Below are 18,000 nucleotides of genomic sequence, written 5' to 3'. Positions count from 1 at the left end.
TTTAATTATTCAGTTTCTATTTAAAAAGGGAGATCATCTACACTTCCGTCATCAGCTGTTATTGGAGCCTCAGCAGATACATTAGACGAACTCATAGAAGAACCACTGGCTTGGCCTCCTCCATTATCTTCTTTTTTTCCAAGAATAGTAAGGTTGTCAGCCAGTATTTCTGTTGTATATCTGTCTTTCCCTTCTTTATCTTGCCATTTACGGGTTCTAATTTTCCCTTCAATAAATACTTGCATTCCTTTACGCAAATATTTTTCTGCAACTTCTGCCAAACCTCTCCAAGCAACCACATTGTGCCACTCTGTTTGATCTACACGTTTACCTGTTTTGTCTTTGTAAGACTCGGTAGTAGCTAATGAAAAATTAGCAACCGCTGTTCCGCCCTCTAAATAACGAACTTCAGGATCTTTTCCTAAGTTTCCTACTAAAATTACTTTGTTTACTCCTGCCATATTAATTTGATTTTATTGATTACAAAATAAATTGAAAAACAATACAGTTTTTTTAAAGATTAATTCTAGACCTTATATTTCTGTAAATCTACTGTGAAAAGGGGTTTGTTCCAAATAAAAATATTAACAACGGGCGCTTATTGTTGGTGTTTGGGAGTCGCAGCCTGATTAATAGAATCTGTTGGTGAGTTGATTCTCAAAAGCATAACCCCTCCCATTTGCGTAACTGTTGTTTCTTTTTTCGATATTTCTCCCTGGATGCTAGAAAAATATATTTTTACCCGAACAAAATCATTTTGACCTTCGTAAGTTATCATTGTCGTGGGAATATATTGGACGTATTGATGTTCTTTATGTTTCATTACATACTCGGAAATTTTTTTCACTTGCTCTTTCAAATCCAACTGAAGAATTTCTTTTCCGTTCATCATAAAAACATACCCTTTGTTATCCTTTGAATATCTCACGAAACCAGAATCTTTTCCGAAATAAATCTGACTATACGTTTCGTCATAAGAATATTTATCATCGCTATCATAAAAGGCACTGCTGAAGTTGAAGGAATAATCAAACCCCCTTACTGAAATTGCTTCCCGCTTTTTAATATCATCCGAATAGTAATTAAATCTTTTCATCGCCACCGTGTTTACATCTGGTGTATGGATTTCTGCACTTTTCTCTGTATCCTTCGAGTCTCTGAGGGTATGTACGGGTTCTGCATTTCTTTGTATATCCCCTTTATCATCCCCTTCATTATAGTTGTAACCAGAATAATTATCTCCCACTCCCATCAGCGCAAGAATTTTTTCTGCATCATGTCGATAATTATACCTTCTTGTATAGTAGGTATAATTGGTAATTGGTGCAAAAATAGAATCAAGATTTTCGTTAAACCAAGGTTTAATGGCATCGAAACGATGGTGTTTGGCCAAATAATGCACAATCGAACTAATCTGATTTTTATTAGAATTAATATTGGCAGCTTTCTTGATTTTTCCGTCCACCAGTATTTTTTCTTCTGTCAGCAGCTTTTTCAATCTATTTACCTGTGATTTTTCTGAGATACTGAATGCTCCCCATGGCCCAAACGAAGAAAGAAAAGCTATAAAGAAAAGTGTAACTGGAATTACTTTAATATTTTTTGCCTTACTTAGTAGAAAATAAGCGGCAATACCCGTCAGCCAGAGCGCTACCACCAACACAAAATACCGGTTTTCTGTAATTCCATATTGTAGTACCCTTTTTCCGATTGCAACTCCAAGTAAAACAAGTAAAGGAAACAGCGCGCGGTAAAACCAACGCGAGAATGTGCTAATCCATTTGTTGCCTTCATCGTTACGCAAAGGCCAAATAAGAAGCAATGAAAGAATTCCGAAAACTGAAAATGCATTTACCAACCACGACACCCAACCTTTTGGTAGCTCCCAATGAATGCTAATCTTTATTCCGTATGCATACAAAATGGCAAGGTAAATAGCCACCAACGGAAGCAAAACAAACTGAGTAAACATTTTTAATCCTTTCGGATAATCAGTAACATTTTCCAACTCTTCCAAATTTTTTGGAACTCCCGCAAGAAACAACCAGGTATTGAAAACGCCTGCAATAAAAAACCAAAGTTGCGCATAGCGGTGGCCTTTTATATGAACACTAAACAACTGATCAATTGCAAAAACAGCAAGAGCAATGCCAAGATAAAGTACGGCCGAATAAAATGCGGAAAGAAGAAAACGCAGAAACAGTGTTTTGTTGAATTGCCAAAAGCCATTTATCCATCCGCGTGCGATGAAAGGTGAAAATGAAACGAGCAAGTGTAGTCCTAAGCTGAAAAGAAAATATCGGGTCCCATCGGAAATAGATATTCTTCCAAATTCGGGAAGGATAAAATAATAGACGATAAGAATTGTAATTCCAAAAAATTGTGCTGCATACTTTTGGGTCGTACTATGGTTGCCCTGTTCCGCAATCAGAGATATGGACAGAAACAAGTTCAACCCGAGCCAACAGCACATCACAATTTTCCAAAGATATTCATGGTTGTACTCTTCAGCTCCTTTCAGTTCAAGCATATACATGGAAACCGCACTTGCAATAATTGCAGAAGCAAGTACAAACGGAAATCGTTTAATTGTGTTTTGTACACCTGTAACAACTACTGATAAAGAAGGGAATTGGAGTGCCATTTTTTAGTTTGTGAGAGTGTGTATTAAATATAAGTATTAATTATAAAAATTCGATAGTATATGAAAAACGGTACTTTGCTCTATACCTTTCAAATGCCTCAGCGTGCAGGAGTCTCGTTCGCCTCCATAAATAAATGCTAAGTCATGACTAGTGCTATCTAGATACTTTTCGCGAATTATCAACTAAAAAACACATATGCGGTAAGAATTGCCGCTATAAGTCCTGCCAAATCTGCAATTAAACCACAGGTGATAGCATAACGAGTTTTTTTAATACCAACAGAACCAAAATAAAGTGCTACAATAAAAAATGTTGTATCTGCCGATCCTTGTATCATGCAAGACAACCTTCCCACGAAAGAGTCGGCTCCATATGTTTTCATGGCATCAACCATCATCGTACGGGCACCGCTGCCACTCAAAGGTTTCATGATAGCCGTAGGTAATGCACCCACAAAATCAGTTGGCATGCCCACTGCGCCAATAGCTATTTCCGCACCTCTTATAAAAGCGTGCATTACACCAGATTCTCGGAAAGCTGCAATAGCAACCAACATAGCAATGAGATAGGGAATAATTTTTATGGATGTTTCAAAACCCTCTTTTGCGCCATCGATAAAAGAGTCGTACAGATTTATTTTTTTCCAAAGCCCGCCTAAAATAAAAGCGATTATAATACTGAATAAAATAAAATTGCTGGATATGCTTGAAACTCTTGCTATTTGGTCTTTTGGAAGGGACGAAAAATACCAAATAATAATTCCAACTAATGTAGTAATTCCAACCAGCCAAGACAAAACCACTCTATTAAACAAGTTGATTCGTTGCCAAATAGCAACACTAATAAGCCCTACAAGGGTAGAAAAAAAAGTAGCAATTAAAACGGGTATAAAAATATCGGACGGGTCGGCTGCACCAAGTTGTGCTCGATACACCATAATACTTATAGGTATTATGGTAAGGCCCGAAGTATTCAGTACCAAGAACATGATTTGCGCATTGGACGAAGTATCGGGAGTTCTATTTTCCTCTTGCAAACTCTTCATTGCTTTCAAACCCAATGGCGTAGCGGCATTATCAAGTCCTAACATATTTGCCGAAAAGTTCATCAACATATTTCCCAATGCAGGATGATTTTTGGGAAGCTCCGGAAACAACCTGCTAAAAAATGGACCTACAATACGTGACAACATATTCACAGCCCCGGCCTTTTCCCCAATTTTCATTAGCCCCAACCAAAGCGTCATTACACCTGTTAAGCCAATAGAAATTTCAAAGCCTGTTTTAGCAGATGAAAAAATGCCCTCAATTACCGCTGCAAATACATCTGCATTGCCAAGTATAAAAAACTGATAACAACACCAAACAAAGGCAAGCAGAAAAAAACCTACCCAAATATAATTTAAGATCATTTAAGCTTAGTTACGGCAATTATTTTGTTAGGTTGGCATCTAAAATAGTGGATGTTGCCGAATCTGCAATAATAGCTCCTCTTACATACGTAGCGCTACCAAAAGCAAGCATTGGGAAAAATATAAATGGTAAAAATATCAACCCTAGTGTGAAGCCAACATCCTTTCCAAACGCCAATGAAAGCTGATGTACAAGCATTATACCTACAACAATATTTACAATTGGAATAAGTAATAAAATTACCCACCATGTTGGTTTTCCAACAATTTCTAACCAAACCACATAATTGTAGATTGGAATTAAACAAGCCCATCCAGGCTTTCCGGCTTTTGCATAAATTTTCCACATGGTAATAAGCATAAGGAATACAAATACCAAAATAATACCGGTAAAAATTAAAAGAAACGCTGCCATTGTTTTTTAGTTTTGGTTTACGTACAATATATACTATTTTAAACAAAAAGAAAAAAATGAACACCTCCTACATACTAAATCATTTGGGCGAAGAGCGAGAAAATTATTTTAACGCAGTTTCTCCTCCTATTATTCAGAGTAGCAATTTTTGTTTTAAGAATGTGGCGAAAATGCGGGAAGGATTAAAGAACGAATTAACACAACCTTTTTATACACGAGGATACAACCCAACAGTAGCAATACTTAGAAAGAAGGTAGCGGCACTTGAGGGAGCAGAAGATGCGCTCATTTTTTCGAGCGGTAGTGCTGCTGTAGCTGCTGCTGTAATGTCGGTTTTGAAAAGTGGAGACCATGCCGTATGCGTACAGAAGCCGTATAGTTGGACAAACAACCTGCTTACAAGTTATTTGCCGAAATATGGTGTAGAATATACCATGGTTGACGGAACCGAAACCAGCAATATTAGCAATGCATTAAAGCCAAACACAAAACTGATATTTCTAGAGTCGCCCAATTCGATGACCTTCGAAATGCAAGACATAGAAGCAGTTTGCAAGATTGCAAAGGAAAAAAATATTATCACCATAATTGATAATAGCTATTCTTCTCCTTTAAATCAATCGCCTATTCAGCTAGGGATTGATATAGTAGTGCATTCCGCAACCAAATACATGGGCGGACATAGTGATGTAGTGGCAGGAGCTGTATGCTCAAGCAAAAAAATAATCGATAAATTGTTTGCTGTTGAATACATGACCATCGGCAGTATTATTTCTCCGCATGATGCATGGTTGCTATTGCGTGGACTTAGAACCATGGAGCTCCGAGTAAATCGATCATCCGAAAGTGCGTTGAAGGTGTTAGCTTTTCTAGAAAAACACCCCAAAGTAGAAAAGGTATTGTACCCATTTGCTAAATCAAACCCACAATTGGCATTGGCTAAAAAGCAGATGAAACAAGGAAGTGGGTTGATTTCTATTCAACTAAAAGCAACCGACATAAAGCAGGTAGATGTATTTTGCGACAATTTAAAATACTTTCTGTTGGCTTGTTCGTGGGGTGGATACGAGTCGTTGGCATTTCCGGTATGTGCGCTTTTTGATTCTGTTAGTTTTAATAAAACACCGTTGCCGTGGAATTTAGTTCGTATTTATATTGGAATTGAAGATGTAGATGTATTGATAGCGGATTTAGAACAAGCGCTGGGAAAGGTGTAGTTTTTTGTATTAGAGCCAAAGCGCTCTACTTAATAACATTTACATGCCCCACAAGCTTATGCTTAATCCCGAATAAATCGGTGATGTTAATTTTCCATATATATACATCTATTTGTGCTGCACCGTCAGTTCCATCTATTTTGCCGTCCCATCCAATATTAGTAGTAGTCGTTCTGAAAATGACATTCCCCCAACGATCGAAGACTAGAAATTCGTAGGCCCCTTCTAAAACCCCCATCAGCTTAGGCATGAATACATCATTTAAATTATCATCGTTAGGAGTAAAAGAGTTAGGAATATAAAATGTGAAATCAGAGAATATATAAATTTCTTTGTAGGCAGTATCGGTACAGCCAAATTGATTACCGGTTATGAACTCAATAGTGTAGGTTCCTGTATCCGGATAAACGTAAAATGGATTTTGATCTGATGATTGGGCATTTGAAGTATTCCCAAAATCCCATTTCCACCAAGTTGCATTTATACTGCCATCTGTAAACTGAATGTGTGGATTTGAAATACTGGCAGATCCCGGTGTCGCAGTAAAATTGGCTGTTGGAGAGGGAAATACATCAATAAAAGATTGTTTGATTAAAGATGACGAGCACCCCGCTGCGTTTGTAGCTACTAATGCTACATCGTACAGTCCGCTTGTGTTATAGCAATGTTGAGTAGTAGTACTTGTGGTTAGTGTTGTTCCATCACCAAAATTCCATACATAGTTAGTGGCAACAGATGTGTTTGAAAAGGTTACACACAAAGGAGTGCAGCCGGAAGTAGCATTTGCCGAAAGGGCTATAAGTGGCTTTTGGTTTACTATAACTAACACCGTATTTGTACTAACGCAACCGTTACTATCCGATGCAGTTACGTTATACATTCCACTATCCGCTGCTGTTGCACTAGCAATTACAGGGTTCGATAATTCGCTGGTAAAGCTATTGATTCCTGTCCAACTGTAATTAGCGCCCCCACTAGCAGACAAAGCAATAATGCCACCTTCACAAACAGGAGAAGTCGAAGAAATAGTAACCACGGGAAGTGCATTTACAACAATGCTTACAGAGGCCGTATCAAAACAATTGTTTGCATCTGCTACCGTTAGCGTGTATACACCTGAAGCAGAAGTAGAAATATTTGTAAAAATATTTTGTTGCAAAGAACTCGTGAATCCATTCGGCCCAACCCAGTTGTAGGTAGTGTTGGAAAGTAGATTAGCGGTTAGTAATACTGTGTTCCCACTACAAACTGCTGTATCACCTGTTGTTGTTATAACTGGAGTTGGATTAACGGTTATTGTTAAAATAGTTGGTAGTCCAACACAACCATTGGCTGATGGTACAATAGTGTATGTGGCCGTTCCAAGATTAGTTGTTGTTGTGTAGAGTTGTTGTTGAATTAGATTTCCTGCACCAGAACTCGCACCGATTGTATTGCTTTGTGAAACAAGCCACGCAAAGGCTGTTCCGATTGTAGCAGAGTTAAGTGTTATATTTACATTCTGTCCACTGCATATGGTTTGTAAGGCAGTTGTGGCCGTGCTGCTTGGGACAGCTTCTACAAATACCGTTCCGGTGCTAGTTGCAGAGCAACCTACATGAGCACCTACAACTGTATAGGAAGTAGTTGTGCTAGGAGATACATTGATAGCCGAGGAAGTAGCTCCTGTATTCCAACTATAATCAGTAGCTCCTGCAGCAGAAAGTATAGCTGTTTGTCCCGCGCATATTGTAGTGCTACTCACAGATACTATTGGCAGTGGAGCTACACTTACCGTTGCTACGGATGTAGCAGAACATCCTGCTTGAGTTCCTGTAACAGTATAGCTAGTGGTGGTTGTAGGTGCTACGATAATAACATGGGTAGTAGACGCATTATTCCATACATACGAAGTAGCTCCGGTAGCAGTTAGTGCAGCATTTTGCCCCGAGCAAATAGATGTTGAGTTTGCTGTAACAATAGGTAACGGCACTACACTTACAGTTGCTACAACTGTAGTAAAACATCCGCCTGTTAAAAACCCTGTAACGGTATAGTTGGTAGTAATACTTGGGGAAACACTAATGGCAGATGTGCTTGCACCAGTGCTCCAATTATACGTATTTCCACCTGTTGCAGACAGTATAGCACTTTGCCCCGCGCAAATCAGTGCCGAACTAGCAGTTACAGGAGGGTTGGCACTAACGGTTACCGTGGCTATTGCAAAATCACTGCATCCCAAATGAGCTCCTGTGACGGTATAGCTAGTGGTTGCGGTTGGTAATACAGAAATAGTTGAGGTTGTTTCGCTTGTACTCCAAAGATATGATGATGCTCCGCTCGCGCTCAGTGTAGTAGATTGTCCAATGCATACCGCTTGTGAATTAACATTAATAATTGGCAGTGGAGTTATAGAAACTACCCCAATAGTACTAGCCGAACAACCTAATGTAGTACCGGTAACTGTGTAATTCGAACTCGCGCTTGGAGAAATAGAAATACTGGAAGATGTAGCGCCTGTGCTCCAATTATACGATGTTGCGCCTGTTGCAGAGAGGGTTGCACTTTGTCCTGTGCAAATAGAGGTTGAGTTTACAGCAACAACAGGTAGTGGCACAACAATTACAGTAGCTATGGCTTGCTGACTACAGCCCAGTGCAGTACCCGTAACCGTGTAATTTGTACTTGTGCTTGGAGAAATAGAAATACTCGAAGATGTAGCGCCTGTGCTCCAATTATACGATGTTGCGCCTGTTGCAGAGAGTACTGCGCTTTGTCCCGCACAAACAGAAGTCGAATTTACAGCAACAACAGGCAGTGGCACAACACTTACGGTAGTTATGGCTTGCTGACTACAGCCCAGTGCAGTACCCGTAACCGTGTAATTTGTACTTGTGCTTGGAGAAATAACAATACTAGTAGATGTAGCGCCCGTGCTCCAATTATACGATGTTGCGCCTGTTGCAGAAAGTACTGCGCTTTGTCCCGCGCAAATAGAGGTTGAGTTTACCGCTACTGTAGGTGGCGGATTTACAAACACACTCGCAACTTCCGAACTGATGCACCCAAATAAAGTATAACTAACTGTATAATTTGTTGCTGTGGTCGGATTTACGCTTATGCTCTGCGTTGTAGCGCCACCGGGCTGCCACAAATAGATTCCGCCTCCGCTTGATGGAGTTGCTGTGAGCGTTGTGGTTTGTCCGACACAGATAGTGGGCGAATTTATGCTAACGGTTGTTGTTGCTACGGAACCCACAACAACAGTGCCTGTGATGGGGGAAATACAAGTATAACTATCATCCACGGTAACAGAATAAGTAGCAGGTGAAAGTCCACTAATGCTGTCCGTACCTTGCCCTACAGTAGGCATGGGGGACCATGTATACGTATAAGGTCCGGTATTGTTAGACACCATTACTCTAGCGGTACCATTCGTATTACCGCAAGCAGTGGGCGTACTCAACATATTGAGCGACATAAGATTACTACACTGTAAAAAATCGATGAATACACCGGAATCAAACCATCTATCAGAAGCATCGGCTATGGCCAATTTAAAGTGATATGTTTGACAAGGGATAACGCTTATACTTTGTGTTAAAACGGTAGTAAATCCATTATATACAATAGTTGTACCGGTTGCGTTATTTACAAAATAAGAGCTATTGGTAATAGCATTAATATTATCTATACTAACAATCGTAGATGTGCTTGGGATTCTGGCAATGTTATAGTTTGTATAAGATCCTCCTGTAGGGTTAGGACCGGAAATGAAAAAGCCAAAAGCATCGTTAAATGTAGCATTAACGTAGGTTGGGTATTCTTCCGAACCAAATACAAAGCGAATTGCCACTTGGCTGCATTGAGGCACAACATCAAACTCTAGCACACAACAATCAAACGTTGCAGCGGGATCTAATGTTAAAAGTTGTGGGTCGTTACAGCTTGTGCCGTTACTTATATCGCTATTGTTTACCGCTGCAAATGCCGTATTCGATGCGCTACCTGTTGTAAGAAGTATTCCACTGGCAATGCCTAGATTGGTGGTACCTCCGTTGCTAAATGTTCCGTAAGCGTTGGAGGGGCAAGAAATCGTTGCATTTGAGATAATAAGTCCCTGACCGGCAAAACCAGTAACAATAGTACTTGCGGTAGCTCCCTGATTTGTAACGACAAGTTGTGCTAGTACAAACCTACAGAAGCCTATCAACAAGCCAACTAATAAAAGCAGCTTCTTGTTCATTCACAGCTGAAAGAATTAGGTCTAAATCAGCTACTATAAGTTAATAATTATTTGAACGCAAATCCACTTGAAATAGCCATAAATGAATTGGTCTAAAATGATTTATTGTTGTGTTAAACACGCTTACAGCAAGTTAGATTTTTTGCATTTTAACTGTATACACTTTAGCAAGATTACTATATCTTTAAGAATACTTAAAAAATCACACATGCAACCAAAGTATCTTATTTTTGCATCCCCTCTAATTATTTTTGCAGAGTTTTATTTATTCTCTTGGATAGCAGAGCTATTAAGCAAACAGTCCGACTCAGCTGTATTAGCAGGTGTGGCTCTATTTTGTGTCTTTGCCATTGGAAACTATTTTTTAATACGCTATATCGTACTATTAATTAAAAACAGAAAAAAAGATGAAAAAAAGAATCCTAACGCTTAGCCTATTAACACTTGTTCTTGCAAGCTGCACGCGCATTGACGCTGGGCACGAAGGCATTTTAATAAAACAATATGGTAGCGAAAAAGGTGTGCAAGATGTATCGCTTGTTACCGGGCGTGTTTGGTACAACCCATGGACAGAAGATGTAGCGCAGTATGCAACATTTATTCAAACAGTGGATTACGAAGCATTTAATGTAAACGCAAAAGATGGTAGTGAATTTATTGTTGACCCAACACTCTCCTTTAATATAGTACCGGGAAATTCTCCAAATATATTTCGTAAGTATAGAAAAGATTTGGATGAAGTAAGTAGAACCACCATTTTAAACTATGTAAAAGATGCATTCCGTTTACAAATGAATAAATATACCACAGACGAGATTGTTAGTAATAGAGAGAAATTCGAGACAGATGTACAAAGAACACTATCCGATGTGTTATCGGCTGAGGGTTTTAAGTTAGAACAATTAACAAGTGGATTAAAATATCCCCAAACAATTGTAGATGCTGTTAATGCGAAGAATAAAGCAGTACAAGAAGCCATGAAAGTTGAAAACGAATTGCGAGTTGCAGAGGCACAAGCCAAAAAACTAATTGTACAAGCTGAAGCTGAAAAAACTGCTAATCAATTAAAACAACTATCCTTAACACCAATGCTTATTCAACAAATGTTTATTGAAAAGTGGGATGGACATACTCCGTTGTATGGCAACTCTCCCGTGCTTTTCCAATCGGTAAAATAAGTTTTTCACTAATTAATAGAACATGAACAATTATAAAACTCTGGAAGAGCTTGTAAATATTGACTCTCCAACGGGATATACGCACGAAGCATCAAAATATATTTTTAATTTATTAAAAAGCTACGGCTACAAACCCGAGTACACCAACAAAGGAGCCGTAAAATGCAAGTTAGGAGAAAACCCCAAATTAGCTATTGCAGCGCACGTTGACACACTTGGTGCAATAGTATCTGGAATAAATGCAAACGGAACTCTTGCTATTTCATTGCTTGGTGGACTTTCACTTACCAGTGCGGAAGGAGAATATGTAAAAATAATCACCATGGATGGAAAAAAATTTTCCGGAACATTGTTATTAAACAACCCTTCTTCACATGCCAACAACACCAGAGAAACAGAAAAACGGGATGTTTCAAACATGCACATACGTATTGACGAAGAAGTGTATTCAAAAAAAGATGTAGAAAAATTAGACATAAAAACGGGCGATTTTATTTGCTTTGAGCCTCGTTACCAAGAATTGAAAAGTGGATTTATAAAATCACGCTTTATGGATAATAAAGCCGGGTGCTATGTTTTATTTGAATTAGCAAGGCGTTTGGCAGCAAAGAAAAAATCGTTACCTGTAGAATTATTTTTCTCCACCTACGAAGAAGTTGGACATGGCGGCACCGCTGGCTACGCTCCTACTATTGAAGAGTTGTTAGTAATTGACATGGGTGTGTTGGGCAACGCGTGCGAAGGAAACGAGGTATCGTGCTCTATCTGTGTGAAAGATAGCAGTGGACCATACGATTTCCACTTTAGAAAAACATTGGTAGAATTAGCAGACAAAAACAAAATTCCTTACAAATTAGATGTGTATCCCTATTACGGATCTGACGGATCCGCTGCATTAAGAGCCGGAAAAGATTTTCGTGTAGCACTAATTGGTCCGGGGGTAGCAGCTTCTCACGGAGTGGAGCGTACACACAAAAAAGGTATAGAAGCCACCATTGACTTGTGCTTGGCGTATATAAAAAGCCAATATTGAGTGTTGTGCCGATAGCTATCGGGATGTGAATATTGAATTTTAAAAACAAGATTAGTTCTATTACTAAATTTTGTTTTCCCTCCTTGAGGAGGGTTAGGGTGGTGTTATAAAAAGTGGCTCCCTTGTGAGAAATAGAATTATCAATATCTTTGCTCAACTTTTTTAAAATGCGACATAACCACTTTTTCTCTTTGCTTATTTTTTTTGCTGTTACAGCAACTATGTTTGCACAGAGCTGGCAAACTTATCCCTACACACCACCCAATTGCAAAATCTCGTTTCCCATTGATGATGGTAAACATACAAGTTCCAGTACCTCTACGGAATGGTGGTATTTAAATTTGCACATTATTGGTTCGGCTCCTAATTACAAGGTGTACGATGTGATGTTGTGTTATTTTTCCAAACCTGCTACCATGCGTATTTTTAATATTGCAACGCCCAATGATGGTACTTTTCATACCGATGTAAATATTACTCAGTTTGTGTTTTCGCAACAAACCGGCAAGTGGGATTTTACATACACCATACCGCCCTTTATTAGCGACTACTCCAAGTGGACATACCCCACAGATGGCAAAACATTTAGTTACAATTCACGTGCAAAATCTATTATATACAACGATGAGCTGAATGTAAATGTGATAAGTAACAGAGCGCCTTTAATTGTTGGAGAAGATGGGTTTATAGCTATTGGTGAGCAAGGCGATTCTTCTTACTACTACTCTTACTCCAACATGAAAGTAACCGGTACGATTAAATTTGCCGGTGTAGTAGATACTATATCATCGGGCATTGCTTGGATAGACAGGCAATACGGACCATTTACAGTAGGTATTAATCCTGACAATTACTATGAGTGGTTTTCACTTCAACTCGATAAACCGGGCACTACACCGGGCATTCCGCAAACCCCATCGGAGTTTAATATTTGGCAGATATTTTCAGATACCAACAGTATTCCAAGCACACCATCGTCACGACTTGTAAGTGCTATGTATGATGATGATTCACAAGATACCTGTTCTACTTTTATATTCGAAAGAACGGGCTATTGGCACGATCAAGTGAATAATAAATATTATTCTAGCGGTTGGCGATTTATCAATCCCTTGCGTGGAATAAATGTAGAAATGACACCCCTAATTCTAAACCAGTTGACGAATGTTGTATTGTTTAAGTTTTGGGAGGGGGGAACATCTTTAAAAGGCACGATAGGAGGAAAACCCGTGAGCGGTAATGGTTTTGCAGAGCTTGTAGCCGGGCGAGGTACAAACATTTTTACACCCTCCGTGCCCACTTCGCTGCAAGCAACTGCTTTTCAAGACCACTACTCACTATCGTGGCAGGCAAGCACCGCAGGCTCGTTTCCACTTGGCGGATATAGAGTGTACCGCTCTGCCACCAACGAAGGATACTGGGAATACATAGGCACCACTACAAACACGTATTACGATGATTTTTCTGCTCCGGCTTCTTCCGGCTATTACTACACGGTTAGCAGCTTTGACAATCAGTCTGCTAAATCGGCCAGTAAGCACGCCAATGCAGTTTGGGTAAACTCATTTACAACAAGTTTATCCGAAGGTAGCATAGTACTTATCCCAAATCCAACAGAGGGGGTCACAACAGTTTATATCCCTTCGTATTCCAAGGAAAACACAACAACGCTTGAACTATTCAGTGCCAATGGAAAACGGTTAAATACCATTTCTATTACCTCTAGCGCTACACAGCTTGATTTATCAACATTTTCAGAAGGCGTGTATATTGTTAAAATAATTGATAACAATGGTGTTAGTGTGAATAGAATAATAAAAGAATAACATATAAATGAATTGTTTATAATTCTAATTCTTGCACACTTCTTTTACTCAATCCTTTAGGAGTATAGCGGGGTGTTAACCTTGCAATTGTGAATCGATTAAGAAGGAGAACGAAATAGATTACAAGTTTCATTATTATGGTAGTTTGCACATAACACGAAACTATTGTGCAACAATTATTCCGGTTTTTTAATTCATTTTCCTATTTTTGCGTCCAACAAACTTTAAACTTTCCAACTTTAAACTTAATTATATGAAAGGACCTATTTCTCAATTTATTGAAAAAAATTATTTACACTTCAACTCTGCCGCACTGGTAGATGCTTCTAAGGCATATGTTACTCACCTGGAAGAGGGCGGAAAAATGATGATTACCCTTGCAGGTGCTATGAGTACTGCGGAATTGGGAATATCCTTAGCAGAAATGATTCGCCAGGATAAAGTTCAAATTATATCTTGTACAGGAGCTAACTTGGAAGAAGATATTATGAACCTAGTTGCACACAGCCACTACAAGCGTGTTCCGAACTACAGAGACTTAAGTCCACAAGACGAGTGGGATTTGCTAGAGAATGGCTTTAATCGTGTTACAGACACATGTATTCCGGAAGAAGAAGCTTTCCGTAGATTACAAAAGCATATTTATAAATTATGGAAAGATGCGAACGATAAGGGAGAGCGCTACTTTCCACACGAGTTTATGTACAAAATGTTATTGAGTGGGGTGTTGAAAGAATATTATGAGATAGACCCAAAAAACAGTTGGATGTTGGCGGCTGCAGAAAAAAATTTACCAATCATATGTCCGGGCTGGGAAGATTCTACCATGGGAAATATTTTTGCATCGTATTGCATAAAAGGAGAAATACAATCCACCACCATGAAGTCGGGAATTGACTATATGGTGTGGCTTAGCGACTGGTACAGAAAAAATTCATCAGGCAAAGGAGTTGGTTTTTTTCAAATTGGTGGTGGTATAGCAGGAGATTTTCCTATTTGTGTAGTGCCAATGATGTACCAAGATTTAGAGTGGCATGATGTTCCATTCTGGGGCTACTTCTGTCAAATATCCGATTCAACAACTAGTTATGGCTCTTATTCCGGAGCGGTGCCAAATGAAAAAATTACGTGGGGAAAATTAGATAAAACAACGCCTAAATTTATAATTGAGAGTGATGCTACAATAGTTGCGCCACTTGTATTTGCCTGGATTTTGGGGCAATAGAAGTTAGGATACTACCTTTTTGATGTAAACTCCAGATTTTCGATTTAATTCAAATAAAAAAAGCCGATTCAATTTATGAATCGGCTTTTTTTATTAGTTAGGACCGTCCCGATAGCTTTCGGGATCGAACCGATGTCCGCCAACTGGCGGATAAGAGCCCAACATCGTAACTTGAAGAAAATAAAAAAGCCGACTCAAATTAATGAATCGGCTTTTCTCTAGTAGAACGGGTTTGCATGACATCGAAGCGGTTTGTGGCCGACTTTCTTGGCATAAAAAAACACCTGTTCGGTTATTGAAAAGACCTCTAGCTTAAGTTTGACTTTTTCTCCCCGCAAAAATACCATTATTTTGGCTTTTGCGGGGTTTTTCTTTCAACATTGCCCAAACCCTCGTTACCAAAGAATAAAAGCCGTAAAAAGCGAAACGTTTTGACGGTTCAGGAATCCGTTTTTACGGCTTATTTTAGCCTTTACTTAATAGATTGGAATTATGAAAGAAGAAACAATGGGATTTAAAGACTTGATTATGTCAATTCAGGCAATGAGAGCGCAGGCAGAAACGCTTTTAGCTAATAATAACACTTACAATAAATTATTGCAAGTACTTATTTCTAAGGATTTTTATGACGAAAACAATGAGGATCGTTATTTTAGTAGTAAAGAGCTTCAAGAGTTAACTGGTTTAAGTCATCAGAAAATCAAATCCCAAATGGAGCAAATTCATGATGAAATTTTTAAAATTGCTTTCGATAATCCGGATTTATTCAATTTTAAAGAGTTGATTTATGCCTTTTATGTCAAAGGATGGAGGAACTCCATTAATTTTAAAGGCAAAATACCTATTATGCCAAGAGTCGGTGATGATTTTGAATTTCCATTCTTGAGAGCATTTAATAATGGTATGGGCAATTTCTTTGTTAGTAGAATCCAACATGAATTTACAGACAAAGCTCAAATAATTCACGTCTGGTTGGAAGCAGGGATTTATAACAGCTATGAAAAGTTTAAAAAAGATAAAGACGACTTTGAAAACCACGAAAGGTGGCTCAGGAACTTGAAAAATTCAACTTAAAAATCAAGGGTAGCTTGAGTAATTTTCTTAGGGTGGAACGTACCAATAATTAAGAAAGGATTTGGAGCAACCAAGTGGAATTGAGCAGAAGTGCCTAAGTAAAAATGTAAATCTTTAGTCATCGCAAAATCATCAAAATACTTAGCTTTTACAGCTTTGCAAGCCTCTTCTTCATTACCAAGTTTTTTAAGCATATTCCAAAACAAAGCACCGACCTCCCAATCTTCAATCATTATTGTACTTTCTTTTCCTTGGTTATCAGAAAAAACATAGGAGAATTTGTAAGGCAATTTTTTTACTACTTCTAGTCTGTTTTCGGCATCAGGTTCAAATAAGTTATACTGTCGAAGAACTGCAAGTTTTTTCTCATCCCACTCCCGATCAACGGATTCCCATATAAAATCCAATACTTTAGTTGGCTTAAAAACAGCTAATGAAGTTTCTATATTTCTGTCTTTTGCTTCAGCAATTAACTCTGTAAGGCTGAAGTAAACCTTATTTAAGACAAATTTTCTTCTTTCCATCCAAGCATCACCATCAGTGGGTATACTTCCGATAATCTTAATTTCTGTATCGTGTGTAATAGGTCTGTAACTCTCCGGACGAAAATCACTATCGTTTTTTACCAAGTCAATTTCAATCCATTGGTATTTACCATATTGCTCATGGTAAGCCTTTTTTCGGAACTGAACAGGGTAAATTCTAATCCACGTGCCATCTTCCCTAAATCCGGCAGTACAAACCAACTCCTCATATTTAGCTGATAAGGTTGGATAGGTTTTTACTGTAATTAAAACTTTTGTAAGTGCCATTTTACAGATGTTTTAATTCATACTTCCATTCGGGCAAATGTGTAATCGCTTTAGCTAAAGTTCCTCTATGGCATTGGCATTGGTGAGCTTCAAAGCAAGTTAATGCAACTCTATCATTCTCTTTTAAAATATCAAGTACCTGATGAACTGTTGATTTCTTTGCTACTAGCGTAGTCTTTTCATATTCTTTAAATAAACGATCGTAATCGTTTTGAGTATTTAGACTTTGACGTTTATCTGAATCTATACCAAGATCCGGAATATGAATGTATTTTATATCAAGGTTTTCGCAAGCTTTTTGTAATTGACTCTTTGAAAAACCATACTTCATGCTCAGTGGATTTTTCCTTACATCACAAAGCACCTTAACATTGTTAAGAATGAGTTTGTTTAAATACTGCTCAAGACTTATACCTTCGTATCCAATAGTATAAAGAATTGTATCATCATTTGCAGGTACGGTTTTGGCAACTGTCTTCAATTCTTCAGTACTTAAAAACTTCTTTGAAATAGTGCTTTTGAAAGCGTAGTAAGGATAATTCTTATACGTAAATTCTATTAAATCATCGCTTGAAGCTTTACCAAACTTGTTTTTGATATAAAGTAATGTTTGCTTGTCTTTAGCGGTAAGTGTAGATGTGTAATTTGTTTTATCTGTCTTTGTCCACTTTTCCTTTTCTTCCGCCACCATTCCATATTTCATCATAGTGCGCATATCAGCATAAGACTGGAAAGAAAAGCATCCTTGTTTGTATGGAACAAAATCAAACGCAGGTTTCTCCTGATGCTTGGTAAATAAAAAGAGTAATTTTTGGAAGGAAATTTTACCTAATTCTCCATTAAAAGACTCTAAAAGGGCTAATATGACTTTTCTTCTATAATACACAGTACAAAGTTATCTTTTTTTTTCTTGACTAAATTGAAATTATAATTCATTTA

13 protein-coding genes and 1 pseudogene are annotated in these 18,000 nt (G+C 38.2%); 7 read left to right on the top strand and 7 right to left on the bottom strand.

Going from position 1 to position 18,000, the window contains the following annotated elements; genetic code table 11:
• Window positions 1-20: 20 nt before the first annotated feature.
• The 4 genes and pseudogenes from J0M08_02665 to J0M08_02650 all read right to left on the bottom strand — a co-directional run bounded on the left by J0M08_02665 (window position 21) and on the right by J0M08_02650 (window position 4,471).
• A complete protein-coding gene (locus J0M08_02665) occupies window positions 21-461 on the bottom strand; it encodes a single-stranded DNA-binding protein (GenBank protein MBN8701936.1) in 441 nt (146 codons plus the stop codon).
• A gap of 137 nt (window positions 462-598) precedes the next feature.
• Window positions 599-2,644: a DUF4153 domain-containing protein gene (locus tag J0M08_02660; GenBank protein MBN8701935.1), complete on the bottom strand. Its 2,046-nt coding sequence runs from the start codon at window positions 2,642-2,644 to the stop codon at window positions 599-601.
• Between the two features lie 179 nt (window positions 2,645-2,823).
• Window positions 2,824-4,056 (bottom strand): hypothetical protein, encoded by a 1,233-nt coding sequence (locus J0M08_02655; protein MBN8701934.1) that lies wholly within the window; start codon window positions 4,054-4,056, stop codon window positions 2,824-2,826.
• Between the two features lie 85 nt (window positions 4,057-4,141).
• Window positions 4,142-4,471 (bottom strand): annotated as a pseudogene (locus J0M08_02650) (hypothetical protein).
• Between the two features lie 56 nt (window positions 4,472-4,527).
• Here J0M08_02650 and J0M08_02645 point away from each other — a divergent pair.
• Complete coding sequence (locus tag J0M08_02645; GenBank protein ID MBN8701933.1) at window positions 4,528-5,688, top strand: PLP-dependent transferase; 1,161 nt, start codon at window positions 4,528-4,530, stop codon at window positions 5,686-5,688.
• A 25-nt stretch (window positions 5,689-5,713) separates the two neighbouring features.
• On the opposite strand, the gene J0M08_02640 is transcribed toward J0M08_02645, so the two are convergent.
• Window positions 5,714-9,913 carry a choice-of-anchor L domain-containing protein gene (locus J0M08_02640; protein ID MBN8701932.1) on the bottom strand — a complete coding sequence of 1,400 codons (4,200 nt, stop codon included), beginning with the start codon at window positions 9,911-9,913 and terminating at the stop codon, window positions 5,714-5,716.
• Between the two features lie 208 nt (window positions 9,914-10,121).
• Between J0M08_02640 and J0M08_02635 the strand changes: the two genes are divergently transcribed.
• The 6 genes from J0M08_02635 to J0M08_02610 all read left to right on the top strand — a co-directional run bounded on the left by J0M08_02635 (window position 10,122) and on the right by J0M08_02610 (window position 16,249).
• Entirely contained in the window at window positions 10,122-10,346 is a 225-nt protein-coding gene (locus tag J0M08_02635) for a hypothetical protein (GenBank protein ID MBN8701931.1), read from the top strand.
• On the top strand, window positions 10,321-11,091 hold the full coding sequence (locus tag J0M08_02630) for a hypothetical protein (GenBank protein MBN8701930.1): 771 nt from the start codon (window positions 10,321-10,323) through the stop codon (window positions 11,089-11,091). The genes J0M08_02635 and J0M08_02630 overlap by 26 nt, the downstream gene beginning before the upstream one ends.
• A 22-nt stretch (window positions 11,092-11,113) precedes the next feature.
• Window positions 11,114-12,124 (top strand): M42 family metallopeptidase, encoded by a 1,011-nt coding sequence (locus J0M08_02625; protein ID MBN8701929.1) that lies wholly within the window; start codon window positions 11,114-11,116, stop codon window positions 12,122-12,124.
• Window positions 12,125-12,291: 167 nt separating this feature from the next.
• Window positions 12,292-13,950 (top strand): T9SS type A sorting domain-containing protein, encoded by a 1,659-nt coding sequence (locus tag J0M08_02620; protein ID MBN8701928.1) that lies wholly within the window; start codon window positions 12,292-12,294, stop codon window positions 13,948-13,950.
• A 253-nt stretch (window positions 13,951-14,203) separates the two neighbouring features.
• Entirely contained in the window at window positions 14,204-15,175 is a 972-nt protein-coding gene (locus J0M08_02615) for a deoxyhypusine synthase family protein (GenBank protein ID MBN8701927.1), read from the top strand.
• A gap of 492 nt (window positions 15,176-15,667) precedes the next feature.
• Window positions 15,668-16,249 carry a hypothetical protein gene (locus J0M08_02610; GenBank protein ID MBN8701926.1) on the top strand — a complete coding sequence of 194 codons (582 nt, stop codon included), beginning with the start codon at window positions 15,668-15,670 and terminating at the stop codon, window positions 16,247-16,249.
• Here the strand turns inward: J0M08_02610 and J0M08_02605 are convergent.
• Window positions 16,246-17,061: a hypothetical protein gene (locus tag J0M08_02605; protein MBN8701925.1), complete on the bottom strand. Its 816-nt coding sequence runs from the start codon at window positions 17,059-17,061 to the stop codon at window positions 16,246-16,248. The two genes, J0M08_02610 and J0M08_02605, sit on opposite strands and share 4 nt — an antisense overlap.
• 1 nt (window position 17,062) lies before the next feature.
• Window positions 17,063-17,947, bottom strand: coding sequence for a DUF488 domain-containing protein (locus J0M08_02600; protein ID MBN8701924.1), 885 nt, complete (start codon window positions 17,945-17,947; stop codon window positions 17,063-17,065).
• Between the last annotated feature and the right edge of the window lie 53 nt (window positions 17,948-18,000).

Source organism: Bacteroidota bacterium (genome assembly GCA_017303975.1).
Classification (GTDB): domain Bacteria; phylum Bacteroidota; class Bacteroidia; order JAFLBG01; family JAFLBG01; genus JAFLBG01.
This window is presented reverse-complemented; position numbering and strand designations above follow the sequence as displayed.